The organism is Arthrobacter sp. SLBN-53, from assembly GCF_006715585.1.
Taxonomy (GTDB): Bacteria; Actinomycetota; Actinomycetes; order Mycobacteriales; family Mycobacteriaceae; genus Mycobacterium; species Mycobacterium neoaurum_A.
Genome location: NZ_VFNN01000001.1, coordinates 1,427,124 through 1,450,072, shown reverse-complemented (window position 1 = coordinate 1,450,072; position 22,949 = coordinate 1,427,124). Strand labels below are relative to the sequence as shown.

At 68.0% G+C, this 22,949-nt stretch carries 25 protein-coding genes; 11 read left to right on the top strand and 14 right to left on the bottom strand.

Features of this window, described 5'->3' with window-relative positions; translation table 11 throughout:
- The first annotated feature begins 25 nt into the window (after positions 1-25).
- Positions 26-193 carry a DUF3117 domain-containing protein gene (locus tag FBY28_RS06830; protein ID WP_019510482.1) on the top strand — a complete coding sequence of 56 codons (168 nt, stop codon included), beginning with the start codon at positions 26-28 and terminating at the stop codon, positions 191-193.
- A gap of 32 nt (positions 194-225) precedes the next feature.
- Here the strand turns inward: FBY28_RS06830 and glgA are convergent, their stop codons facing one another.
- Positions 226-1,389 carry a glycogen synthase gene (glgA, locus tag FBY28_RS06825; protein ID WP_141865354.1) on the bottom strand — a complete coding sequence of 388 codons (1,164 nt, stop codon included), beginning with the start codon at positions 1,387-1,389 and terminating at the stop codon, positions 226-228.
- A gap of 155 nt (positions 1,390-1,544) precedes the next feature.
- On the opposite strand from glgA, the gene glgC reads away from it, so the two are divergent.
- Positions 1,545-2,759, top strand: coding sequence for a glucose-1-phosphate adenylyltransferase (glgC, locus tag FBY28_RS06820; RefSeq protein ID WP_141865352.1), 1,215 nt, complete (start codon positions 1,545-1,547; stop codon positions 2,757-2,759).
- The gene (locus FBY28_RS06815; RefSeq protein ID WP_141865350.1) at positions 2,750-3,973 is read left to right on the top strand and encodes a sensor domain-containing diguanylate cyclase; all 1,224 of its coding nucleotides are present in this window, start codon (positions 2,750-2,752) and stop codon (positions 3,971-3,973) included. The genes glgC and FBY28_RS06815 overlap by 10 nt, the downstream gene beginning before the upstream one ends.
- A gap of 8 nt (positions 3,974-3,981) precedes the next feature.
- On the opposite strand, the gene FBY28_RS06810 is transcribed toward FBY28_RS06815, so the two are convergent.
- From FBY28_RS06810 to FBY28_RS06780, 7 genes are all read right to left on the bottom strand, one after another.
- On the bottom strand, positions 3,982-4,164 hold the full coding sequence (locus FBY28_RS06810) for a hypothetical protein (RefSeq protein ID WP_141865349.1): 183 nt from the start codon (positions 4,162-4,164) through the stop codon (positions 3,982-3,984).
- A gap of 20 nt (positions 4,165-4,184) precedes the next feature.
- Positions 4,185-4,847 carry a methyltransferase family protein gene (locus FBY28_RS06805; RefSeq protein WP_141865348.1) on the bottom strand — a complete coding sequence of 221 codons (663 nt, stop codon included), beginning with the start codon at positions 4,845-4,847 and terminating at the stop codon, positions 4,185-4,187.
- Positions 4,844-6,451, bottom strand: a complete 1,608-nt coding sequence (locus FBY28_RS06800) for an ABC transporter permease (RefSeq protein ID WP_141865347.1) — start codon at positions 6,449-6,451, stop codon at positions 4,844-4,846. The genes FBY28_RS06805 and FBY28_RS06800 overlap by 4 nt, the downstream gene beginning before the upstream one ends.
- Positions 6,451-7,341, bottom strand: coding sequence for an ABC transporter ATP-binding protein (locus FBY28_RS06795; protein WP_141865346.1), 891 nt, complete (start codon positions 7,339-7,341; stop codon positions 6,451-6,453). Before FBY28_RS06795 ends, FBY28_RS06800 begins: the two co-directional genes overlap by 1 nt.
- Positions 7,341-8,000, bottom strand: coding sequence for a TetR/AcrR family transcriptional regulator (locus FBY28_RS06790; protein WP_141865345.1), 660 nt, complete (start codon positions 7,998-8,000; stop codon positions 7,341-7,343). Before FBY28_RS06790 ends, FBY28_RS06795 begins: the two co-directional genes overlap by 1 nt.
- A 101-nt stretch (positions 8,001-8,101) precedes the next feature.
- The gene (locus tag FBY28_RS06785) at positions 8,102-8,983 is read right to left on the bottom strand and encodes a type IV toxin-antitoxin system AbiEi family antitoxin (RefSeq protein ID WP_141865344.1); all 882 of its coding nucleotides are present in this window, start codon (positions 8,981-8,983) and stop codon (positions 8,102-8,104) included.
- 157 nt (positions 8,984-9,140) lie between these two features.
- Complete coding sequence (locus FBY28_RS06780) at positions 9,141-9,782, bottom strand: O-methyltransferase (protein ID WP_141865343.1); 642 nt, start codon at positions 9,780-9,782, stop codon at positions 9,141-9,143.
- A gap of 292 nt (positions 9,783-10,074) precedes the next feature.
- Between FBY28_RS06780 and sigE the strand changes: the two genes are divergently transcribed.
- The 4 genes from sigE (at position 10,075) to tatB (ending at position 13,179) form a co-directional block, all read left to right on the top strand.
- Positions 10,075-10,728, top strand: coding sequence for an RNA polymerase sigma factor SigE (gene sigE / locus FBY28_RS06775; protein ID WP_286177820.1), 654 nt, complete (start codon positions 10,075-10,077; stop codon positions 10,726-10,728).
- 90 nt (positions 10,729-10,818) lie between these two features.
- Positions 10,819-11,214, top strand: a complete 396-nt coding sequence (gene rseA, locus FBY28_RS06770; RefSeq protein ID WP_141865339.1) for an anti-sigma E factor RseA — start codon at positions 10,819-10,821, stop codon at positions 11,212-11,214.
- 71 nt (positions 11,215-11,285) lie between these two features.
- Positions 11,286-12,776, top strand: a complete 1,491-nt coding sequence (htrA, locus tag FBY28_RS06765; RefSeq protein ID WP_141865337.1) for a serine protease HtrA — start codon at positions 11,286-11,288, stop codon at positions 12,774-12,776.
- 1 nt (position 12,777) lies between these two features.
- A complete protein-coding gene (gene tatB, locus FBY28_RS06760; protein WP_141865335.1) occupies positions 12,778-13,179 on the top strand; it encodes a Sec-independent protein translocase protein TatB in 402 nt (133 codons plus the stop codon).
- Positions 13,180-13,195: 16 nt separating this feature from the next.
- Here the strand turns inward: tatB and FBY28_RS06755 are convergent, their stop codons facing one another.
- The 4 genes from FBY28_RS06755 to FBY28_RS06740 form a co-directional block, all read right to left on the bottom strand.
- Entirely contained in the window at positions 13,196-14,338 is a 1,143-nt protein-coding gene (locus tag FBY28_RS06755; RefSeq protein WP_141865333.1) for an Mrp/NBP35 family ATP-binding protein, read from the bottom strand.
- A 74-nt stretch (positions 14,339-14,412) separates the two neighbouring features.
- Positions 14,413-15,657 (bottom strand): lytic transglycosylase domain-containing protein, encoded by a 1,245-nt coding sequence (locus tag FBY28_RS06750; RefSeq protein ID WP_141865331.1) that lies wholly within the window; start codon positions 15,655-15,657, stop codon positions 14,413-14,415.
- Positions 15,658-15,806: 149 nt separating this feature from the next.
- Positions 15,807-16,364: a DUF1003 domain-containing protein gene (locus FBY28_RS06745; protein WP_141865329.1), complete on the bottom strand. Its 558-nt coding sequence runs from the start codon at positions 16,362-16,364 to the stop codon at positions 15,807-15,809.
- A 37-nt stretch (positions 16,365-16,401) separates the two neighbouring features.
- Positions 16,402-17,694 (bottom strand): magnesium transporter MgtE N-terminal domain-containing protein, encoded by a 1,293-nt coding sequence (locus FBY28_RS06740; RefSeq protein ID WP_019510465.1) that lies wholly within the window; start codon positions 17,692-17,694, stop codon positions 16,402-16,404.
- A gap of 25 nt (positions 17,695-17,719) precedes the next feature.
- On the opposite strand from FBY28_RS06740, the gene FBY28_RS06735 reads away from it, so the two are divergent.
- Positions 17,720-18,679: an HpcH/HpaI aldolase/citrate lyase family protein gene (locus FBY28_RS06735; RefSeq protein WP_141865327.1), complete on the top strand. Its 960-nt coding sequence runs from the start codon at positions 17,720-17,722 to the stop codon at positions 18,677-18,679.
- A gap of 4 nt (positions 18,680-18,683) precedes the next feature.
- On the opposite strand, the gene FBY28_RS06730 is transcribed toward FBY28_RS06735, so the two are convergent.
- Both FBY28_RS06730 and FBY28_RS06725 read right to left on the bottom strand, forming a co-directional pair.
- Complete coding sequence (locus tag FBY28_RS06730; protein ID WP_141865325.1) at positions 18,684-19,079, bottom strand: DUF4190 domain-containing protein; 396 nt, start codon at positions 19,077-19,079, stop codon at positions 18,684-18,686.
- On the bottom strand, positions 19,076-19,786 hold the full coding sequence (locus FBY28_RS06725; protein ID WP_141865323.1) for a DUF4190 domain-containing protein: 711 nt from the start codon (positions 19,784-19,786) through the stop codon (positions 19,076-19,078). Before FBY28_RS06725 ends, FBY28_RS06730 begins: the two co-directional genes overlap by 4 nt.
- A gap of 127 nt (positions 19,787-19,913) precedes the next feature.
- Between FBY28_RS06725 and FBY28_RS06720 the strand changes: the two genes are divergently transcribed.
- From FBY28_RS06720 to FBY28_RS06710, 3 genes are all read left to right on the top strand, one after another.
- Positions 19,914-20,414, top strand: a complete 501-nt coding sequence (locus tag FBY28_RS06720) for a YflT domain-containing protein (RefSeq protein WP_019510461.1) — start codon at positions 19,914-19,916, stop codon at positions 20,412-20,414.
- A gap of 150 nt (positions 20,415-20,564) precedes the next feature.
- Complete coding sequence (locus FBY28_RS06715; protein ID WP_174241550.1) at positions 20,565-21,932, top strand: ABC transporter substrate-binding protein; 1,368 nt, start codon at positions 20,565-20,567, stop codon at positions 21,930-21,932.
- Positions 21,929-22,831 (top strand): carbohydrate ABC transporter permease, encoded by a 903-nt coding sequence (locus FBY28_RS06710; RefSeq protein ID WP_019510459.1) that lies wholly within the window; start codon positions 21,929-21,931, stop codon positions 22,829-22,831. Before FBY28_RS06715 ends, FBY28_RS06710 begins: the two co-directional genes overlap by 4 nt.
- Positions 22,832-22,949 lie beyond the last annotated feature (118 nt).

Genomic DNA, 22,949 nt, shown 5'->3' with positions numbered 1-22,949 from the left:
CCGGCTCACGCGGAGGGAGCACACGATGGCGGCGATGAAGCCCCGGACTGGAGACGGTCCATTGGAAGCGACCAAGGAGGGGCGCGGCATCGTGATGCGGGTACCACTGGAAGGCGGTGGACGGCTCGTCGTAGAGCTGACCCCCGCTGAGGCGGCCGCCCTCGGCGACGAACTCAAGGGCGTCACCAGCTAGGGCTATGCCCTCGGTATCGCGCTGACCGTAGGTCAGCGCGATACGGCTTCGTAGATGCGAAGCGTCTGCTCGGCGATCTGCGCCCAGGAGAATTCCTCGATGCACCGCTGTCGACCGGCGGCGCCGTAGCCGCGGGCGCGCTCGGGATCGGCGACGAGCGCGTTGACGGCGCGGGCCAACCCGTCCTCGAAACCGCGGGCATCCGCGGCGTCGTAGTGGACCAGCAGACCGGTGCTGTTGTCGGCGACGACCTCGGGGATGCCGCCGACATCGGATGCGACGACGGCGGTACCGCAGGCCATCGCCTCCAGGTTGACGATTCCCAGCGGCTCGTAGACCGACGGGCAGACGAAAGCGGCTGATGCCGAGAGAATTTCGCGGATCTTGGGTACCGGCAGCATTTCGCGCACCCAGAACACCCCGGATCGCGCGGCGCCGAGCTCCTGCACGGCCGCGCTGACTTCAGCGGCGATCTCTGGAGTGTCCGGGGCGCCAGCGCACAGCACCAGCTGAATCGCGGGATCGAACTTGTGGGCGGCGGCGACCAGGTGTGCGACGCCCTTCTGCCTGGTGATGCGCCCGACGAATGCCACGATCGGGCGGGACGGGTCGACGCCGAGCTCGGCGAGTACCGAGGCGCCCGGTTCGGGCGCGGCCGGGTACCAGACCTCGGTGTCGATCCCGTTGCGCACCACGTGCACCCGATCGGAGTCCAGCGCCGGGTAGGTGGCCAGAACGTCGTTGCGCATCCCGGAGCTCACGGCGATCACCGCGTCGGCCGCCTCCACCGCCGTGCGCTCCACCCAGGAGGACACCCGATACCCGCCGCCGAGCTGCTCGGCCTTCCACGGCCGCATCGGTTCCAGCGAATGGGCGGTCAGCACGTGCGGAATGCCGTGGAGCAGCGCCGCGAGGTGCCCGGCCATCCCGGTGTACCAGGTGTGCGAATGCGCCACCGTCGCCGACGCGGCGGCGTTGGCCATCACCAGATCCGCCGACAGCGTGGCCAGCGCGGGATTGGCCGACTTCAGTGCGGGGTCCGGCTGGGCGACGATCGCGGTATCGCGCGGAGCGCCCATACAGTGCACGTCCACCTCGCACAATCGGCGCAACTGCGAGACCAGCTCCGTCACGTGCACACCGGCTCCACCGTAGATCTCCGGCGGATACTCCCGAGACATCATCGCCACCCGCATGGTGTGCACGGTAACGGGCGGGGGCGGACCGGCGCACCCCTGTGCGCTTTCTGGACATCTCGTGGACATCTCGGCGGGCCCAAACACCTTGACGTGCAGCCTGTTGTTCGGGCGATTGGCTAGCCGCACCGCGGTCAGCCCGATAGGTTGGGACCATGAGGGAAGCGCCACATGTGCTGGGCATCGTCCTCGCTGGGGGGGAGGGTAAGCGCCTTTACCCTTTGACGGCGGACCGGGCAAAGCCCGCGGTGCCTTTCGGCGGCGGATATCGGTTGATCGACTTCGTGCTGTCCAATCTGGTGAACGCGCGGTTCCTCCGTATCTGCGTACTCACGCAATACAAATCGCACTCGCTGGACAGGCATATCTCGCAGAACTGGCGACTGTCCGGATTGGCCGGTGAATACATCACCCCCGTCCCGGCACAACAGCGTCTGGGACCGCGGTGGTACACCGGATCGGCCGACGCGATCTATCAATCGCTGAACCTGATCTACGACGAGGACCCGGATTACATCGTCATCTTCGGTGCCGACCACGTCTACCGGATGGATCCCGAACAGATGCTCGCGCATCACATCGAGAGCGGTGCCGGCGCGACAGTCGCCGGTATCCGGGTGCCGCGGTCGGAGGCGTCGGCCTTCGGCTGCATCGATGCCGACGAATCGGGTCGCATCCGCAGCTTCATCGAGAAGCCCGCCGACCCGCCGGGCACCCCGGATGATCCGGAACAGACCTTCGCCTCGATGGGCAACTACATCTTCACGACCAAGGTGCTCATCGACGCGATCCGCGCCGATGCCGACGAGGACCATTCCGACCACGACATGGGCGGGGACATCATCCCGCGACTGGTGGCCGACGGGATGGCCGGCGTCTACGACTTCGACGACAACGAGGTGCCCGGCGCCACCGAACGTGACCACGGCTACTGGCGTGACGTCGGCACGCTGGACGCGTTCTACGACGCCCATATGGACCTGGTCTCGGTGCACCCGGTGTTCAACCTGTACAACAAGCGCTGGCCGATTCGCGGGGGCTCGGAGAACCTGGCGCCCGCCAAATTCGTCAACGGCGGTTCCGCTCAGGAATCGGTGGTCGGTGCGGGGAGCATCATTTCCGCGGCGTCGGTGCGCAACTCGGTGCTGTCGTCGAATGTGGCCATCGAAGACGGCGCGATCGTCGAGGGCAGCGTGCTGATGCCCGGTGTACGGATCGGTCGGGGCGCGGTGGTGCGGCGGGCGATCCTGGACAAGAACGTCGTCGTCGGGCCCGGCGAGATGGTCGGTGTCGACCTGGACAAGGACCGCGAGCGATTCTCCATCAGCTCCGGCGGTGTGGTGGCCGTCGGCAAGGGTGTGTGGATCTGACCGACCGCGGCGCGTCGTTCCTCGACACGCTCTGCCGAACGGTCCGGACGGCACTGGATTGCCGGCAGGCGATGGTGCTCGGCGATCGGGCCGATATCCCACCGAGCGCGGTGTTCCTCGACGATGCGTCGGGTCAGGGGTACCCGGTGCCGAGCGTGCTGGGCGAGGCCAGGTTCGTCGCCGCCGTGCCGGTGATCATCGATTCGACCGCCGAGCGCGCGCTCTGGGTCGCCGACCCGCAGCCACGCACCATCACCGCCGGTCTGCGGGACCAACTCGAGGCATTCGGATCGTTGGCCGCCCACCACCTGCAGCTGACGGCCGCCGCGGGCCTGTACCGGCTGGTTGCCGAGAACTCGGCGGACACGCTCATCCGCGGCAGCATGGACGGCATCCGCCGCTACGTCTCGCCCTCGATCCGCTCGCTGCTGGGCTACGAGGCCGCCGAGTTGGTCGGTGAACGGGCCAGCGATATCACCCATCCAGATGACGTCGGCACCTTCGGGCGCAAGATGCTGGCGATGCGAGAGGGCCAGGTCGACAGCTTCACCACCGAGCACCGGATGCGGCACAAGGACGGCGGCTGGGTGTGGATCGAGGCATTCGTCCGCGTCACCCGGGACGCCGTTACCGGTGAGCGTGACGGTTACGTGGTGTCGGTGCGCGACACGTCGCGCCGTAAAGAGCTCGAAGAACAATTGGTGCACAACGCCTCCCATGACCCGCTGACCGGCCTGCCGAACCGGGCGCTGCTCTACCAACGTCTCGCCGAATACATCGCGCGGGCCACACCGTTCGCGCTGCTGTGCATCGATCTGGACGGGTTCAAGCAGGTCAACGACCAACTCGGGCACAGTACGGGCGATATCGTCCTGACCACGGTGGCGAAGCGGCTGGTTGCAGTGGTGCGGACCGGCGATACGGTGGCCCGCCGGGGCGGTGACGAGTTCGTGGTGATCCTGTGTGACGCACTGCTACCCGAATCCGCAATGGCATTGGGGCGCAGGCTCATCGACACCGTTTCGGCCCCGATGACGGTCGGCGATTGGACCGGTGCCGTGGGTCTGAGCGTAGGGATCGCCATCGCCCGCGCGGCGGACGACGCAGAGGAACTCCTGCTTGCCGCCGACCGGGCGATGTACGAGGCGAAGGCGGCCGGCCGCAACGGGTGTCGGCTCGCCGACATCGGTCACCAGGACGTCGGCGATCAGTAAGCCGGTGACTAGTTCGCTGTCCGCGCTGCGCGAGCAGGCTTGTCGTGCCGCGGTACCTGGGGCAGGTCCGTGATCTTGCGGCCCCGGCCCGCCACCGTGGCCAGCGAACGACGGCATTTCGGGCAGATCGGCTTACCGGCGATGTCGACCGTCCACTTCTTGCCGCTGCCCGAACACGCTCTGTCTGCCATGCCGACAACTCTATCGACGCTCACCACACGTGCGGAATCAGCCTGAATCGCACCGTGTCCATGTACTCGCGGTACCCGGCCAGCTCGGCGGCGAGCATCTGCTCCTCGTCACGGATGCGGGCGACGATCACCGGCGCCGCCGCCGCGACGCCAAGCAGACCCCACAGTGAATCCAGTGCAAGGGGCGTGCCGAACATCATGATCGCGGCCCCGGTGTACATCGGGTGGCGTACCCGGCCGTAGAGCCCGGTCGAGACCAGCGGTTGATCGGCTTCCACCCGCACGGTGGCCGCGGCGTAATTGTTCTGTACGACGACCAGCTGCGCGATGGCCAGTCCGACCGCGACCAGGATGTTGCCGACGATGACGAGCCACATCGGCACCGACGACCAACCGAACCGGTGATCCAGCGCGCACAGGACGAACGTCACGGTCACCGACACCAGGATCAGCGACATGATGATCCGTTGAGCGGGCCGGCTCTCGGCGGTCGGGCCTGCCCGCATGCGGCGGGCCAGCGCCTCCGGGTAACGGACGGCCAGGTAGACGCTCGGCAGCGTGGTGGTGGCCACGAACACCGCGAGAAACACCCAGGCCTGCCAATAGGCGAATGTGCCTGCGGGCCAGAACAGGACGGCGACGAAGAACAACAGGCCCGCACACGTCTGGATCGCGAATCTCATGCGACGTCCCGGTGACGATAGATGTATCCGGCGGTCGCGGTGAGCCCTGCTGCCACGGCCACCATGACCGCGAGGGCGAGGGTGGGCACCTCTGTGGGTGCGGTCGTCTGCCCCACCGGGGAGAGATCGACAAGCCATCGGGGCAGCCGTAACAGTGCCCCTAGATACAGCGCCACCACCACGAAACCCGCAGCGAGCCAGCCGATCAGCGGTCGCCGCAACGCCGCGCCGAGGGCGGCGATACCTGCCAGCACCGCCATCGCCGGTAACTGTGCCAGTGCGGCGCCGGTCAGCCGCCAGATCTCGGCCGGCACACCGGTCGCGATGCCGGCACCCAGACCGTTGCCCAGTCCGGCGGCTGCCAGCAGGGCGGCGGTGCTGACCAGTGTCGCGGCCACCGCGCTCAGCAGCCAGTCCCAGCGCGATACCGATGCCGCCAGGACCGGCTCGGCCAGGCCCCGCTGTTCGTCGGTGTGGATGCGCAGCACCGCGGCAACCACGAAAGCGCCTGTGGCGGCGGCCAGGAACTGCGTCATGGTGGTGTAGGCGCCGTCGGCGCCGGCGTCGGTCAACATGCGGGCCAGCAGTTCGTTGCCGCGGGCCGCGTCGAGCAGTGATCGGGTCATCGACCCGAACGTCAGTCCGGCCAGGAACAGCGCGACACCCCAGCCGATGAGCTGCCCCCGTTGCAGAACGAGGTTCAGCACGAACAGGTTCGGGATGGTCCTGGCACGGGGGCGCGCACCGGTCGAGGTGATGATGCCCGCGTCGTACTGGCGACGGGTCTCGCATGCCGACGCCACGGCGACCAGCGCGGCTGCCAACCCCGAGAGCATCGCCAGGGGCCACCAACGCAGTTCGACGAATGACCTCATCTGCTGCGCCCAGGCGATGGGGGACAGCCAACTCACCGCGCTGCCCGAATGCTCGATGACATCGCCGATGCCACGGATCAGGGCCGCGAGGGCCAATCCGCCCATGGCGGCGCCGGTGGCGGTCCGCGACTGACGCAGGAGTTGGGCGGTGACGGCGGCGAGGGCGCCGAACACCATTGCCGTCATGCAGATACCGAGGCTGAACGCCGCGCTGTCGGCCACGTCGAACCCGCCGAGGGTCAGCGCCGCGGTCATGGTGAGCGCGAGCACGGCGTTGGTGGCGGTGACCAGCAGCAGCGCCGCGGCGGTGCGGGCGTGACGTCCCACCACCGAGGACTGCACCAGTTCGGCCGCCCCGTCCTCCTCTTCGGCGCGGGTGTGCCGGATGACGGTCAGGATGGCCAGAATCGAGGTCGCGATGATGAGGGTGAGCATCAGCTCGTTGGCGATCATCGCGCCCAGCGTGGTGTGGTCCGTCCCGAACATCGGACCGCTGAGCATGATTCCGGCGGGGGTCTGCATCAACTCGATGCGGGCCAACCGCTGCTCGTGGTCCGGGTAGGTCATGGCCAGTGCGGCGGGGGTGTAGGCCGGCAGTGCGGTCAGCAGCACGATCCACACGGTCAGCCGAATCCGGTCCCGGCACAGGGCAAGTCGCAGCAGCGTGGTGACACCGGTCAGTGACCCGGTCGCGGTATGGCGGCCGGCGCGCTCGATGACGGCGTTCATCAGCTGACCGCCTGATACTCACGCATGAACAGGTCTTCCAATGACGCCGCGGCGACCTGTAGCTCGGTGATGCCCAGTCCGGTGAGGTGTTCCATGGCGATGTCCAGGTCGGCGCGATCGACCGAGAAGCAGACCTGGCCGTCGTGCTCGGCGAAGTCGTGGACGAACGGCAGGTCCGCCCACCCGGTGCCCGCGGTACGGGTACGCGCGGTGACCGTCGTGCGCATCAGATGGCGCAGGTCGGTCAGTGATCCGGAGCGCACGGTCTTGCCGGCCCTGATGATCGTGACGGTGTCACAGAGCTGCTCGACCTCGGCCAGGATGTGGCTGGACAGCAGCACTGCCGCGCCACGGTCGGCGACCTCGGCGACGCATTGTTGAAAGTTCTTCTCCATCAACGGGTCCAACCCGGAGGTCGGTTCGTCGAGGATGTAGAGCTCGGCGTCGGTGCTGAAGGCGGCGACGATGGCAACCTTCTGCCGGTTGCCCTTGGAGTAGGTGCGCGCCACCTTGTCAGGGTCGAGCTCGAAGCGCTCGATGAGCTCGTCGCGGCGGCGGGTGTCGACCGCGCCGTTGCGCAGCCGGGCCAGGAAATCGATCGCCTGTGCACCGGTGAGGTTGGGCCACAACGTGACATCGCCGGGGACATAGGCGATGCGCCGGTGCAGGGCGACGGCATCGCGCCAAGGATCGCCGCCGAGCAGTCGGACGTGTCCGCCGTCGGCGCGCAACAGGCCGAGCAACACCCGGATGGTCGTCGATTTCCCTGCGCCGTTCGGGCCGAGGAATCCGGACACCTCCCCGGGTGCCACGGTCAGGTCCAAGCCATCGAGTGCGATGCTGCGGCCGAACCGCTTCGTCAGTCCCTGGATCTGTACTGCGTCGGTCATCACTGACCCCCTTCGGTGGGATGGCTGAACGGGATGCCCTGTCGGCGTTGGGCGATGAAGGCGTCGTACATGGTGGTGTCGGTCAGCAGGCCGCGGGTGTAGATCTCCAGGGCGGGCAACACCATGTCCTCGGCGTAATCGCGCAGTACCGCGCGGATATCGGTGGGGTTGTCGTGCAACTGGAGGTAGAGCAGGAATCCGCCGCCGCTGAGCATGCCGAGGAACCGTGCCCGCGCCTTGGGGTCGTCACTGGGTTTGATGGTGCCTGCGCGTACACCGTCGTCGAGGTACTGCTCGGTGTTGTCGAGCATCCGCTGCCAGAACGCCTTGGCCAGGTCCCCGCCGGTCTGCATGCTGCGCACCAGGTAGACCATCAGCGGTGCGTACTCCTCGATCTCGGCCACCTGCGCGAGCCAGGTGGCCGGATCCGAGGACTGGATGGACTCGGATTTGGCGGTGCGGATGTACCCGGTGATGTAGTCGTCGCACGCCTTGCGCAGACCGTCCTTGGAGCCGAAATGGTGGATCACCAGACCGGGGCTGACGCCGGCCGCGGCGGCGATGGCGCGGACCCCGGTGGTGAACCCATGCGTGCCGAATTGTTCGATCGCCGCGTCGCGGATGCGGGCCGCGGTGGTCAGGTCCTCGCTTGAACGCATGTTCAACACATTAAACGCCCGTTCAGGCCGTGGTCAAGGTTCTCCCGCGAGCAGACGTAAACCTGCGCATTTCCGGTGTTCAGCGGCAGTTCTGCGTCTGCTCAACCGGCGTGGCGACCCCGATCGAGATGTCCGAAGATGCGGGCGATCAGCTCTTCCGGATGGCGTCGGACGTCGTCGATCACGATCGGCATCGAAGTCCATCCGCACTCCTGCAGCCGTGCCACTTTCATTCGATCGTGCCGAAGTGCGGCTGCACTGACATGCCAGTCCATGCTTTCGTACTCCACCGCCAAATGCGCGGAAGGCCAGGCGAAATCAACGCGCCATAACCTGCCGTGGCGGTCGACGATCTCGAACTGCAGCTCGGGTGCCGGTACGCCACCGTCGTGCAGGATCAACCGGACTTCGCTTTCCAGCGGGGACTCGGAGCGGGCATCGGCCAGCGGAAGCAACTCGCGGACCTGCACGATCCCGCGGCGTCCCCGCTGCTCCTCGAGAGCCATCGACAGCGCGGTGTGGTCACAGGCACCCGAACGCAGAGCGGTATCCAGCACCCCGAGCGCGCGTTGCCGTCGGACGGTACGCGCAATCTCGATCGTCGTCCAGCCCGGCGCGGTGAGCAGCCGGCCGGAGACCGAGCGCAGGGGTGCTCCGACCCGCTGGTGAACGGCGAGCTCACGCGTCGGCCGTATGCGTACACCGGGGTCGAGGATGTGCAGGCGGTGGTCGTGATCGGTATCGAAGCCGTACAACTCGGCAGCAGTGTGCAAACAGCCCACGATCCGGGCACCGGAGGCCAGTTCCAGTGCGGCGAGACGCATTCGGGTGTCAGGCGGGGTGAGGGAGTAGACGCCGTAGGCCGCGCGAAAGATCAGCCCTTTCCGCAGCCGATTGGCGATGGCGCGGTGTGACGCTGTTCCGAGCAGCTGTCGGGCAGTCGCCAGGCCACCGTGTGCGGCGATGACATCCTCGATGGCCATGAAGTGATGCTGGCCTCGGTGACGCGCCAGACCAAGGCCGAGCCCCGTCGCCCTGTGGATAACACCGCGAGCAGACGTAGAACTGCCGAAAATGCGAGGTTTTCGGCAGTTCTGCGTCTGCTCGCGGGAGGAAAGACTCGCGGGAGGTAAAGAAGGGTCAGTCGCGGGCGGCGGCGAGCAGCCCGTCGCCGAGCGGCACCAGCACCGGGGTGAAGCGCTCGTCCTCGGCGATCAGCCTGGCCGCCTCGCGGACCGCGCTGACCTCGGCGTCATTGGCCGACGCGTCGCCGGCCCGCCCGCCGAGCGCCGCGCGATGCACCACGATCGCCCCGCCGGCGCGCAGTAGGCGCACGCCCTCGGCGACGAACTGGGGTTGGTCGGCGGGCGCGGCGTCGATGAAGACCAGGTCGTAGGTTTCGTCGGCCAGCCGGGTCAGCACCTCTTGGGCGCGGCCGCCGATCAGCCGGGTGCGCGAGGCCCCGACGCCCGCTTCGGTGAACGCCTGCTTGGCCAGGCGCTGGTACTCGGGCTCGACGTCGATGGTGGTCAGCACACCGTCCTCGCGCATACCGGCCAACAACCACAACCCGCTCACGCCCGCGCCGGTGCCCACCTCGACCACGGCCTTGGCGCCGGTCAACCGCGCCAACACCGACAACAGGGCGCCGACCGCGGGGGTGACCGCGCCTGCCCCGCTGTCGACGGCGCGCTCGCGGGCCGCGGCGGTCACGGCGTCCTCGGTGATCGACGCCTCTGCGTGCGAGACGATCGACTGGGCGGCGTCGTCGGTGCTGGCCATGCCCGCAGCGTAGAGCAGCGGTGCTCAGACGCCCGCCGACACGCCCGCCCCTGATGCGGAGATCACAACGAAAATGTGCCCGTTTTGCCTGGTTGCGGCGTGGGTACCTGCTTTCTCAGGAATTGTTCAGTTTGCTCATATGCCTGGCACACCCCGGCGGGAGAACGTACTACGCATGGAACACGGCGACAGCTTGCGTCTTCGGAATACGGCCGATACCGGCCACGTTTCCCCTAGCAACGAGCAGACGTCCGCCTGCCATCTCGATTTGGAGGATCCGATCACCGCTTCAGTGAGCACCACGAGCAGCCCGGCTGCCAGTCCCGTCACCATGCCCCACCTGGAGCAGTTCACCGACGGCGACTGGGTCGAGCCCTCCGACGAGCTGACCGGCACCGCGGTGTTCGACGCCACCGGCGACAAGGCGGCCATGCCGTCCTGGGATGAGCTGGTGCGCCAACACGCCGACCGCGTCTACCGGCTGGCCTACCGCCTTTCCGGTAACCAGCAGGACGCCGAGGACCTGACCCAGGAGACCTTCATCAGGGTCTTCCGCTCGGTGCACAACTACCAGGCCGGCACCTTCGAGGGCTGGTTGCACCGCATCACCACCAACCTGTTCCTCGACATGGTCCGGCGGCGCACCCGTATCCGCATGGAGGCGCTGCCCGAGGACTATGACCGGGTGCCCGCCGAGGACCCGAACCCCGAGCAGATCTACCACGATTCGCGGCTGGGCCCGGACCTGCAGGCAGCGCTGGACTCGCTGCCGCCGGAGTTCCGCGCCGCCGTCGTGCTCTGCGATATCGAGGGTCTGTCCTATGAAGAGATCGGCGCCACCCTCGGTGTGAAGCTCGGAACCGTCCGCAGCCGTATCCACCGCGGTCGCCAGGCTCTCCGTGAGCACCTGGCCAAGAACTCCGATCAGCTGAGCGCATCGGCCTGAGCGGTCGTGGGTGTGCGCCGCGGCGTGCCGCGCTACATTCAGATGAGTGTTGTCGGTGTGACGACGCGGCGATCCGGAAGGAGCGGGGCGATGGCCGATCCCGGGGATGTATTCCGTCGCGCGTTCTCCTGGCTGCCCACCCAGTTCGCGTCGCAGAGCAGCGCCCCGGTCGGCCCGCGCCGGTTCGGCTCCACCGAGCATCTCTCGCCCGAGGCCATCGCCGCCTTCGTCGACGGTGAGCTCCGGATGACGGCGCATCTGCGCGCCGGTCACCACCTCTCGCTGTGTCCGATGTGCGCCGACGAGGTCGAAGCCCAGCGTCAGGCCCGTACCGCACTACGCGATTCCTGCCATATCGCCATGCCCAGCTCTCTACTCGGCCTGTTGTCCCAGATCCCGGACCGGGATCCACCGGAGCAGCCGTCCCATGAAGACCCACAGCGCGTCGCAGACGGCGTCGCCAGGGCGCGCCGTAAGCGCCGGTAGGGTTGCAATCGAGACCAATAGTCGCGCGTCCCAACCGCGGATGCGTGCTGTGACCGGGGAGTGATGCACGGGTGAGCAACAAGGACGAATCGGGTAACAACCCTCGGTTGGCTCCGCGCCCGGTGTCGCGTCCGCCGGTGGATCCGGCCTCGCAGCGTGCCTTCGGCCGCCCCGCCGGGGTGTCCGGCTCGTTCCTGGGTGCCGACAAGCACGTCGACCAGGGGGAGTACACCCCCAAGAGCCTGAACCCGGACCCGGTACTGGCCGAGGCCTTCGGTCGGCCGTACGCCGGCGGCGACTCACTGCAACGTCATCCCGCCGACGCCGGTGCGTTGGACGCCGAGAACCTCTCCGATGAGGACGACACCCCCGACCCATGGCGCGACCCGGCCGCGGCCGCGGCCCTCGGTGCGCCGGCCGTGGTGGCCTCCGCGCCGGTGGTGGTGCAGGCGCCCCAGGGCAAGCTCGGGGTGCGCGACGTGCTCTTCGGCCGCAAGGTCTCGGTCGTCGCGCTGGTGATCCTTGCGTTGATCGCCCTGCTGATCGGCGCGCTCGGCGGTCTGGTCGGCAACAAGACCGCCGAGGTGGTCGAGGCCTTCACCACCTCCAAGGTCACCCTGGAGACCAGCGACCTGCCCGCAGAACCGGCGGGCCGGCTCGCCGAGGTGGCTGCCGCGGTGGCCGATTCGGTGGTCACCATCGAGGCCACCAGCGATCAGTCGGGATCTCAGGGATCCGGTGTGGTGGTCGACGGCCGCGGTTACATCGTGACCAACAACCACGTCATCTCCGAGGCCGCCAAGAATCCGGCCAAGTTCAAGATGTTCGTCGTGTTCAACGACGGTAAGTCGGTGCCCGCCAACCTGGTCGGCCGCGATCCCAAGACCGATCTGGCGGTGCTCAAGGTCGACAACGTCGACAACCTGACCGTGGCCAGGCTCGGTGATTCCGAGAAGCTCCAGGTCGGCGAGGAAGTCATCGCCGCCGGTGCGCCCCTTGGCCTGCGCAGCACCGTCACCAGCGGCATCATCAGCGCGCTGCACCGGCCGCTGCCGCTGTCCGGCGACGGTTCGGACACCGACACCGTGATCGACGGCGTGCAGACCGACGCCTCGATCAACCATGGCAACTCCGGTGGCCCGCTGATCAATATGAACGCCGAGGTCATCGGCATCAACACGGCAGGAAAGTCGTTGTCCGACAGCGCCAGTGGCCTGGGCTTCGCCATTCCGGTCAACGAGGTCAAAGATGTCGTGCAGAAGCTGATCGAGGCGGGCAAGATCGAGCACCCGTCGCTGGGCCTGACGGCCCGTTCGGTCAGCAACGATCTGGCCTCCGGGGCCCAGATCGCCAACGTCAAGGCCGGTGGGCCTGCCGAGCGGGCGGGCATCCTGGAGAATGACGTGGTGATCAAGATCGGTAACCGCAAGGTGGCAGACGCCGACGAGTTCGTCGTCGCGGTCCGTCAGCTGAAGATCGGCGAGCCGGCGCCCGTCGAGGTGCTGCGTGACGGACGCCCGGTCACGTTGACCGTCACGCCGATCGGCGACGGCACGGCCTGAGATGTTCGCCAATGTCGGCTGGGGCGAGATGCTCATCCTGGTGGTGGCGGGTCTTGTCATCCTCGGCCCGGAACGGTTGCCCGGAGCGATCCGGTGGACCTCCAACGCGGTGCGTCAGGCCCGCGAGTATCTCAGTGGCGCAACCAACCAACTGCGTGAGGATCTCGGCCCCGAGTTCGACGACCTGCGTCAACCGCTGAGCGAGTTGCAGAAGCTTCGCGGTATGACGCCGCGGGCCGCGCTGACCAAGCATCTACTCGACGGTGACGACTCGTTCCTGACCGGCAACTTCGACAAGCCGGTCAAACCGGTCTCTCCCGACGCGCCCGCGCCGGCTGTCCCGGAGACCCCGCCGAAGCCGCGGGATCCCGGACCCACCAGGTTCGACGCGGACGCGACCTGAGTCGGTCGGTGTCCGGCTAACGTGCGGCCGGGTCCAGACCCAGCGACATGCCTGCCAGTCCGCGCTTGCGCGCACCGAGGGCGTCGGCGACCTTGCGCAGTTCCCTGCCCGCCGCCGAATCGGGCGCCGACAACACCAGCGGCACCCCGGAATCACCCGCGGAGACCAGCTCGGGTTCCAACGGCACCTGCCCCAACAGCGGCACCTCGGCACCGACCGAGCGGGTCAGCGACTCGGCGACCTGCCGGCCGCCGCCCTCACCGAACACCCGCATGACGGTGCCATCCGGCAGTGTCAGACCGGCCATGTTCTCGACGACGCCGACGATGCGCTGGCGGGTCTGCAGCGCGATGGCACCGGCGCGTTCGGCGACCTCGGCGGCGGCGGACTGCGGCGTGGTGACGACCAGGATCTCCGCGCCGGGGATCAGCTGGGACACCGAGATGGCGATGTCACCGGTGCCCGGCGGAAGGTCGAGCAGCAGGACGTCCAGGTCGCCCCAGTAGACATCGGCGAGGAACTGTTGCAGTGCCCGGTGCAGCATCGGACCACGCCACACCACCGGCGTATTGCCCTGGGTGAACATCGCGATCGAGATGACCTTCACGTCATGGGCGATCGGCGGCAGGATCATCGAATCGACCTGGGTCGGTCGATCGACGATGCCCATCATGCGCGGCACGGAATGGCCGTAGATATCGGCGTCGAGGACACCGACCTGCAGCCCGCGTGCGGCGAGCGCGGCGGCAAGGTTCACCGTGACACTGGACTTTCCGACGCCGCCCTTACCCGAGGCGACGGCGTACACCCGGGTCAGCGAGTTCGGCTGGGCGAACGGGATGACCGGCTCACGGGAATCGCCGCGCAGCAGCTTGCGCAACTCGGCGCGCTGTTCGTCGTTCATCACGTCGAGTGCGACGGTGACGGCGCCGGTACCGGGCACATCGGTCACCGCGGCGGTGACTTTGTCCACGATCTCGGTCTTCTTCGGGCAGGCCGAGGTGGTCAGGTAGATCTCGACGGCGACGGAATGGTCGTCGGCGATGGAGACGCTCTTGACCATGCCGACCTCGGTGATCGGACGGCGCAGTTCGGGGTCGACGACCTTGTTCAGCGCGGAGCGCACCGCGGCTTCCAGGTCGGTATGTGTCGAGGACATTGCCACCGAGTCTAGGCCGCAGTCGTCGACCGTCGGACCGCCGGGCCGACTCGTCGGTTGGTGACCTCGGTGCCTCAGGCCGCCGGACCGGGCGCGGGGCCCGGAGCCGGACCGGGCGCCGCCGGGAGCACCGGTGCGACCGGGGCGGCCGGCGGGGGCGGTGCGAACGGGTTGAACGGCGCGGGCGGGGCGGCCGGCGGGGGCGGTGCGAACGGGTTGAACGGCGCGGGCGGGGCGGCCGGCGGAGGGGGTGCGAACGGGTTGAACGGTGCCGCCGGGGCGGGCTTGTTCTCCCCGATGCAGAAGACCGCGCAATTCGGCACGGCCGCGGGCTGATCCGGTCCCGGCGGCACCGGTAACCGGTCGGCGACGTTGGCCCGGCCCAGATCGAAGAACGGCATCACGGCCATCGGATCGGTCGACGGTAGTCCCAGCGCGTTGAGCGGCAGGCCCGGCCCGAGTCCCTCGGCGTTGGTCGCGAGGTGGACGTTGGCGTCACGCAGCTGCGGCACGGACCCGGTGATCGGCGGCAGGTCCACCGGCACCACCCCGGTGGCATAGGCCGCCGCCCAACCCAGCACGTTGCGGGCATAGGCCACGGAGTTGTTGTAGCGCAGGATCGCCGTCATCACCTGGCTCTGATCCCGCATGTTCAGTCCGCCGCTGCACAGGTAGCGGGCCGCGGCCAGGGTGGCGTCGAAGAGATTCTGCACCTCGGCCTTGCCGTCACCGTTGCCGTCGGAGGCGTACCGCGACCAGGTGCCCGGCAGGAACTGCATCGGGCCCATCGCCTGGGCATAGGTGATCCGGTCGTTGTTGCGGCTCTGCACGATGACCTCGTTGCCGGGCAGCGAGCCGTCCAGCGCCGGGCCGAGGATCGGCCGCACCGCCGTGCCGTTGATATCGGTCGCGCCGTTGCTGGCGTGCATGGACTCGATGCGGCCGATACCGGCCAGCAGGTTCCAGCTCATCCCGCAGTTCGGCGCGGCCGTGGCCATCATGCGTTCGGCGTTGCGGTAGGCGTTTAGGGCAACCGTCGGGATCCGCAGGCTGCCCGGCGAGCTGACCACCGCGGCGGGCGGGGGAGCCGCCAGCGCGGTGCCCGCGGTCTGGAACGGACGCGGCGCCCGGTAGACCGGAACCACGACCGCGCCGGCACTTTCGTCGGGGGTGGGCACCACCGCGGCCAGCGGGGTGACGGTGGCCTCCAGCACGGGTTTGACCGACGGCCCGGACGCGCCGACGCCGAGCGTCAGCACCAGTGGGGCGAGCACGGCGACACCCAACAACCCGCGTGAGCTGGGAGCCGAATCGGCCACGGACCGGAGCGCCTGATCAGCGCGGCGCCGCGCCGCTGCGAGGGCGGCGCTTCCCCGTTTTGCCACTCAACCGTCCTAAATCCGTTACCCGACCGTTGTGAACCAGGTCACCATACCCATTGCGAGGTCGGCGTGGTGGGCCAATGGGTTCACTGATCCTGTTCGGACTCGTCGGAACCGTCCGGCTCCGCGCTGTCGGACACCGCTCGTTTGCCCTTGGTCTTCTTGGGTTTCGGCGGCACCAGTTCGACCAGCATGTCGCGCAGGTCCTCCAATTCGCGACGCATGTAATCGCGGGTGACCACCTCGCCGACGGCCAGCCGCAGCGCCGCCAGCTCCCGGGCCAGGTACTCGGTGTCGGCCTTGGTCTGCTCGGCGCGCCGGCGGTCCTCTTCGAGCGACACCCGGTCCCGGTTTTCCTGGCGGTTCTGGGCCAGCAGGATCAGCGGTGCGGCGTAGGCCGCCTGGGTGGAGAATGCGAGGTTGAGCAGGATGAACGGATACGGATCCCACTGCCAGGCAAAAGCGCCGACGTTCAACAGGATCCACACGATCACCACGATGGTCTGGATGGCCAGATAACGGCCGGTGCCGAGGAACCGGGCAATGCGCTCGCTGACGCGTCCCACCGCCTCGACATCGAAGCGGGGGCGCAGCGAGCGTGAGCGGCGTGGTGTGTCGAGACGCTGGCGTGCCGAATCGCTCATGCGACGCTCTCGTCGGTCGTGGCGGCGTCGGCCCGGGTCACGTCGTGGACTCCTTCATGATCACCGGCTCACCCTCGTGCTCGCGCCAGTCATCGGGCAGCAGGTGGTCCAGCACGTCGTCGACCGATACGGCGCCCAGCAGGTGGTTCTCCTCGTCGACCACCGGGCCGCACACCAGGTTGTAGGCGGCGAAGTAGCGGGTCAGGGCTCCGAGCGGTTCGTCGGGGCGCAGGCTCGGCAGGTCGGTGTCGACGATGCCGCTGACCAGCGCCGCGGGCGGTTCGCGCAGCAGCCGCTGCAGGTGCACACAGCCCAGATAGCGGCCGGTCGGGGTGGCCGTCGGCGGGCGCACCACGAACACCAGCGAGGCCAGCGCCGGGGTGAGATCCGGGTCGCGGACCCGCGCCAGCGCCTCGGCGACGGTGGTGTCGGGCGCCAGCACCACCGGCTCGGAGGTCATCAGACCGCCCGCGGTGTTCGGCGAGTGGCTGAGCAGGCGTCGGACGTCTTCGGAGTCCTCGGGATCCATCCGGCGCAGGAACTGTTCGGCATCGGCGGGTGCCATCGACCCCAGCAGGTCGGCGGCGTCGTCGGGATCCATCGCCTCCAGCACGTCGGCGGCGCGATCGGTCTTGAGCTGGCGCAGCACGGTGGCCTGCTCGTCTTCGGGCAGTTCCTGGAGCACATCGGCCAGCCGCTCGTCGTCGAGGGCGTTGACGACCTCGAACCGGCGTTTCGCCGGCAGGTCGCGGATCGCGTCGGCGACCTGGACCGGGCGTTGGCCCTGGAACTGTTCGAGCAACTGGGCCACGCCCTGATCCGGCATGGCCAGACCGGATGGTGTGAGACCGTGCACATGCTTCCAGTCCACCGAGTAGACGTTGCTGCGCCGGCCGAGGCGGCGTTGTGGGCGGACGGCCACCTTGGTCACCATCCAGTCCCTGGTGCGGGTCTGCTCGATACCCAGATCGACGACGACGACGTCCATCCCGGCCAGCTGCTCCAGATCGGGATCGTCGACCCGCACGCGGGTTTCCAGCACCTGGCCCAGTGCCAGCACCTCACCGGGTCGCTGGGAGAACCTGCGCAGCGAGACGTTTCCGGTGGACAGCGTCACGGTGCCGGGCTCGATCGCGGTGACACGCAGAATCGGTACGAAAATCCTTTTGCGGGTGAGCAATTCGACGACAAGGCCGAGAACGCGTGGTTGTTGGCGGACGATGCTGATGCTCACCACGATGTCGCGGACCCGCCCGACGGATTCGCCGTCCGGGCCCAGCACGACCATGCCCGCAAGGCGGGCCGCATACACCCGGGTGACCGCAACCATGGGACAAAGCGTAGAGACTTGAGCCGTGGACAACCTGTATCGCCCCCGCCGAACCTGCCTGTCCGTTCCGGGTAGCAGCGACAAAATGATCGAGAAGGCCAAAACGCTCGACGCCGACCAGGTGTTTCTGGATCTGGAGGATGCGGTCGCCGCCGACGCCAAGGCCGAGGCGCGCTCGCGCGTGGCCGCCGCGCTCGCCGGGCCGGGCTGGTCGGACAGGGCGCTGCGCGGGGTGCGGGTCAACGACTGGACCACGCCGTGGACGCATGCCGATGTCATCGAGGTCGTCGCCGGTGCCGGCGCGCAGCTCGATCTGATCGTGCTGCCCAAGGTCTCCGACGCCACCCATGTCCATGCCCTGGATCTGCTGCTGACCCAGCTGGAGCGGACACATGGCCTCCCCATCGGGCGCATCGGTATCGAACCGCAGATCGAGGACGCCAAGGGCCTGGTCAACATCAACGCGATCGCCGCCGTCCCGCGGGTGCAGGCGCTGGTGCTCGGCCCCGGTGACATGGCGGCCAGCCTGAACATGCGGACCCTCGAGGTCGGCGGGCAGCCAGATGGCTACGACATCGGCGACGCGCACCACCATGTGCTGATGACGATCCTGGTCGCCGCTCGTGCCCACGGCATCAACGCCATCGACGGCCCGTACGTGAAGGTGCGCGATGTCGAGGGTTTCCGTCGCGTCGCGGGCCGGTCCGCCGCGCTGGGGTACGACGGTAAATGGGTGCTGCATCCCGACCAGATCGCCGCGGGCAACGACTTGTTCAGCCCACGCCAGGCTGATTACGACCGTGCCGAACTGATCCTGGAGGCCTACGCGTGGCACACCTCGCGGGCCGGCGGTGCGCGCGGGGCGGTGATGCTCGACGACGAGATGATCGACGAGGCCAGCCGGAAGATGGCGTTGGTGGTGGCGGGCAAGGGTCGCGCGGCGGGTATGGCCCGCACCGGAGAGCCGTATCGGCCGCCGGCATAGCGCCTCAGTGCAGGGCCACGCTGCCGGCGATCAGCCCTATCCACAACAGCGCGCCGAGGACCATGACGACGGTCGCCAGCGCGCCGACGATCGTCGCGGCCAGCGCCAGACCGTACCCATCCTGACCGGTTCTCTTGGTCTGGCGCATGGCGATCACGCCGAGGATCAGCCCGGCCACCGACGGCAGTCCGCAGAAGACGAGTCCGGCCAGTGCGCTGACCAGTGCCGCGATCGCCATGCCGTTGGTGCCCGGCGGGCGGTAGGGCGGGTAGCCGGCGTACGGCGGATAGCCCGGGTAGGGCGCATACGGGGCCCCGGTTGCGGGCGGGTAGCCCTGCGGGGGCAGTGGCGGCGGTAGCCCCGGATCGCCGGGATGACCGTGCGGATACCCGCCGGTCACGGGGAGACGCTGGCGAGCACGCCGATGAAGATGCCCAGCGCTATGCCGGCGACCAGGACCAGCCCGCCGAGGACGATGCCGGAGATCGCCAGTTCTTTGCCGCGCTGTCCGGTCTTCTTGATCTGGTTGAGCGCGACTATCCCCAGGACTATGCCGGCGATGGTGGCGGGTACGCCCATGATGAAGCACAGGAAGAACAGCGGGACGGCAAGCCCGGAACACACCAGCGAGGCGACGGCCATGCTGTTCTGCGGAACCGCCGCGGGCCCGCCGTAGGGTGCCGGATAGCCCGGGGGATAGCCGCCTTGGCCGCCATAGGGTGGCGGTCCGCCGAACTGGGTCGGCGACATGGGGGGTGGGCCGAACCCCGGCGGCGGATAGGGCGAGCCGATGTCCTGCGGGGCGCCGTAGCCCGGAGGTGGGGGCGGGTATCCGGTGGCCGCGTAGTCAGGTGCCGCATATCCGGGGTCGGTGTATCCGGGGGCGGCATAACCCTGCTGCGGGTAACCCGGCGGCTGGGCGGGCGGGGGTGGCTGGCTGTACCCGTATGCGGGCGGCGGGGTGTAGTCCGGGTAGCCCGGCGTCTCGGCTGAACGCTCGATGGGGGGCGCCTCGTATCCGGAGGCGGACGGTTGCGAACTCGACTCGGCCTGTGAACCCGGCTCCGACGGCGGTGTGGCTGCTGCGTCCTCTCCCGGATTGCTCATGACCCAAACGTAGCGTACGTGCTGGTGGTGGTGTTGATTCGGCGATCGGGACGCGGGTACCCATGATGGCGCGCAGCGGCATAGGGTTGTTCGCATACCGGCTTGTCAACGTGAGGAGAGCAGAGTCATGACGGGTCCCCTTCGACCAGGCCAAGACCCGGGTGCTCGCGGGCCCGCCGCGCTGCCGACACCCCCCAAGGGCTGGCCCATCGGCTCCTACCCGACCTACGCCGAGGCCCAGCGCGCGGTGGATTACCTCTCCGATCAACAGTTTCCGGTGGAGCAGGTCACCATCGTGGGCGTCGACCTGATGCAGGTCGAGCGCGTCACCGGCCGGCTGTCATGGCCCAAGGTGCTCGGCGGCGGTGTGCTGTCCGGGGCGTGGCTGGGGTTGTTCATCGGTTTGATCCTCGGCTTCTTCAGCCCGAGCCCTTGGGGTGCACTGGCCACGGGTCTGATCGCCGGCGTGTTCTTCGGCTTGATCACCTCGGCCATTCCGTACGCGATGGCGCGTGGCACAAGGGATTTCAGCTCGACACTACAGCTGGTCGCCGGCCGCTATGACGTGCTGTGCGACCCGCGCAGTGCCGAGCAGGGGCGGGATCTGCTGGCACGCTTGACGATCTGATGGGCCGACGCGCCCGGCAAGTGGTTGCATAGTACGCGCCTATGGCTCTACGTTGGCCCCGCGGAGGTTTCTCCTGCAGGTCGCCACGGCGGCGACATCGGACGCAAACGGAGGCCGGTAGTGCGCACACGACGGCTTTGTGCGGCGGTGATGGCTGCATTGACGGCCGGGTCGGTCATGACGGCGTGTGGTTCCGCCGACGACGGCATCGTCATCAGCTATTACACACCCGCCAATGAGATGGCAACGTTCACCGCTGTTGCGCAGAAATGCAATGAGCAACTCGGCGGCCGATTCACGATCAGGCAGGTGTCGTTGCCCAAGGGCGCCGACGACCAACGCCTGCAGTTGGCCCGCCGGCTCACCGGCAACGACAAATCGCTGGATGTGATGGCCCTCGACGTGGTGTGGACCGCGGAGTTCGCCGAAGCCGGTTGGGCACTGCCACTCTCGGACGATCCGGCCGGGCAGGCCGAGGCCGACGCCACCGAGAACACGCTGCCGGGGCCGTTGGAGACCGCCAAGTGGCAGGACAAGCTGTACGCGGCACCGATCACCACGAACACCCAATTGCTCTGGTACCGAGCCGATCTGATGCCCGCTCCGCCGACGACATGGGATCAGATGGTGGCCGAGGCCAAGCGCCAGTACGCCGCCGGCGGGCCGAGTTGGATCGCGGTGCAGGCCAAGCAGTACGAGGGTCTGGTGGTGTGGTTCAACACGCTGCTGGAAAGCGCCGGGGGACAGGTGCTCTCCGATGACGGGCAGACCGTCACCCTGACCGACACCCCGGAGCACCGTGCCGCGACGGTGAAGGCGCTGAAGACCATCAAGGACGTTGCCACCGCACCGGGTGCGGACCCGTCGATCACCCAGACCGACGAGGGCACCGCGCGCCTCGCGCTCGAACAGGGCAAAGCCGCGCTCGAGGTCAACTGGCCGTTCGTGTTGCCCTCCATGCTGGAGAACGCGGTCAAGGGCGGCGTGCCGTTCCTGCCGCTGAACGAGGACCCGGCACTGACCAGTGCCATCAACGATGCGGGCAGCTTCTCGCCGTCCGACGAGCAGTTCAACATCGCCTACGACGCGAGCAAGAAGGTTTTCGGGTTCGCCCCGTTCCCCGGCATGGTCGACGGTGAGCAGGCCAAGGTCACCCTCGGCGGGCTGAATCTGGCCGTCGGCAAGAACACCCAGCACAAGGCCGAGGCCTTCGAGGCCATCCGTTGCCTGCGCAACGTCGACAACCAGCGCTACACCTCGGTGGAGGGCGGGCTGCCCGCGGTGCGGGCCTCGCTCTACGACGACCCGGCCTTCCAGCAGAAGTACCCGCAGTACGAGATCATCCGGCAACAGCTCACCAACGCCGCGGTGCGTCCGGCGACGCCGGTGTACCAGGCGCTGTCGACCCGGATATCGGCAACGCTGGCCCCGATCACCGATATCGATCCGGAGCGCACCGCCGACGAGCTGGCCGAACAGGTCCAGAAGGCGATCGATGGGAAGGGACTCATTCCGTGAGCGCGAAGACGGGCACGGATGACCTCGCCGCGCAGCGACGACTTGCGTTCTGGTTGATCAGCCCCGCGGTGTTCCTGATGTTGGCGGTCACCGCTTACCCGATCGGCTACGCGGTCTGGCTCAGCCTGCAGCGTTACAACCTGGCCGCGCCCGACGATGTCGAGTTCATCGGCCTCGGCAACTACCAGACCATCCTCACCGACCGGTACTGGTGGACGGCCTTCGTGGTGACGGTCGGTATCACCATCGTCTCGGTGGTCATCGAGTTCGTGCTCGGCATGGCGCTGGCACTGGTCATGCACCGCACCATCTTCGGTAAGGGCACGGTGCGCACCGCGATCCTGGTGCCCTACGGCATCGTCACCGTCGCGGCGTCCTACAGCTGGTATTACGCCTGGACGCCGGGGACGGGATATCTGGCCAACCTGCTGCCCGACGGCAGCGCGCCGCTGACCGAACAGCTTCCGTCGCTGGCCATCGTCGTGCTGGCCGAGGTCTGGAAGACGACGCCGTTCATGGCGTTGCTGTTGCTCGCCGGGTTGGCCCTGGTGCCCCAGGACTTGCTGAATGCGGCCCAGATGGACGGCGCCGGGCCGTGGAAGCGGCTGACGAAGGTGATCCTGCCGCTGATCAAACCGGCGATCCTGGTCGCCCTGTTGTTCCGCACCCTGGACGCGTTCCGCATCTTCGACAACATCTATGTGCTCACCGGTGGCGCCAATGACACCGGGTCGGTGTCGATCCTGGGCTACAACAACCTTTTCAAGGCATTCAACCTCGGGTTGGGCTCGGCGATCAGCGTGCTGATATTCCTGTGCGTCGCGATCATCGCGTTCATCTTCATCAAGATCTTCGGAGCTGCGGCGCCGGGTAGCGACGAGGAAGGGGCGCGCCGATGAGCGCTTGCGCGAAGAGCATGAGTCCGATGAGCGCTTGCGCGAAGAGCATGAGTCCGATGAGCGCTTGCGCGAAGAGCATGAGTCCGATGAGCGCTTGCGCGAAGAGCAGGGACATCCG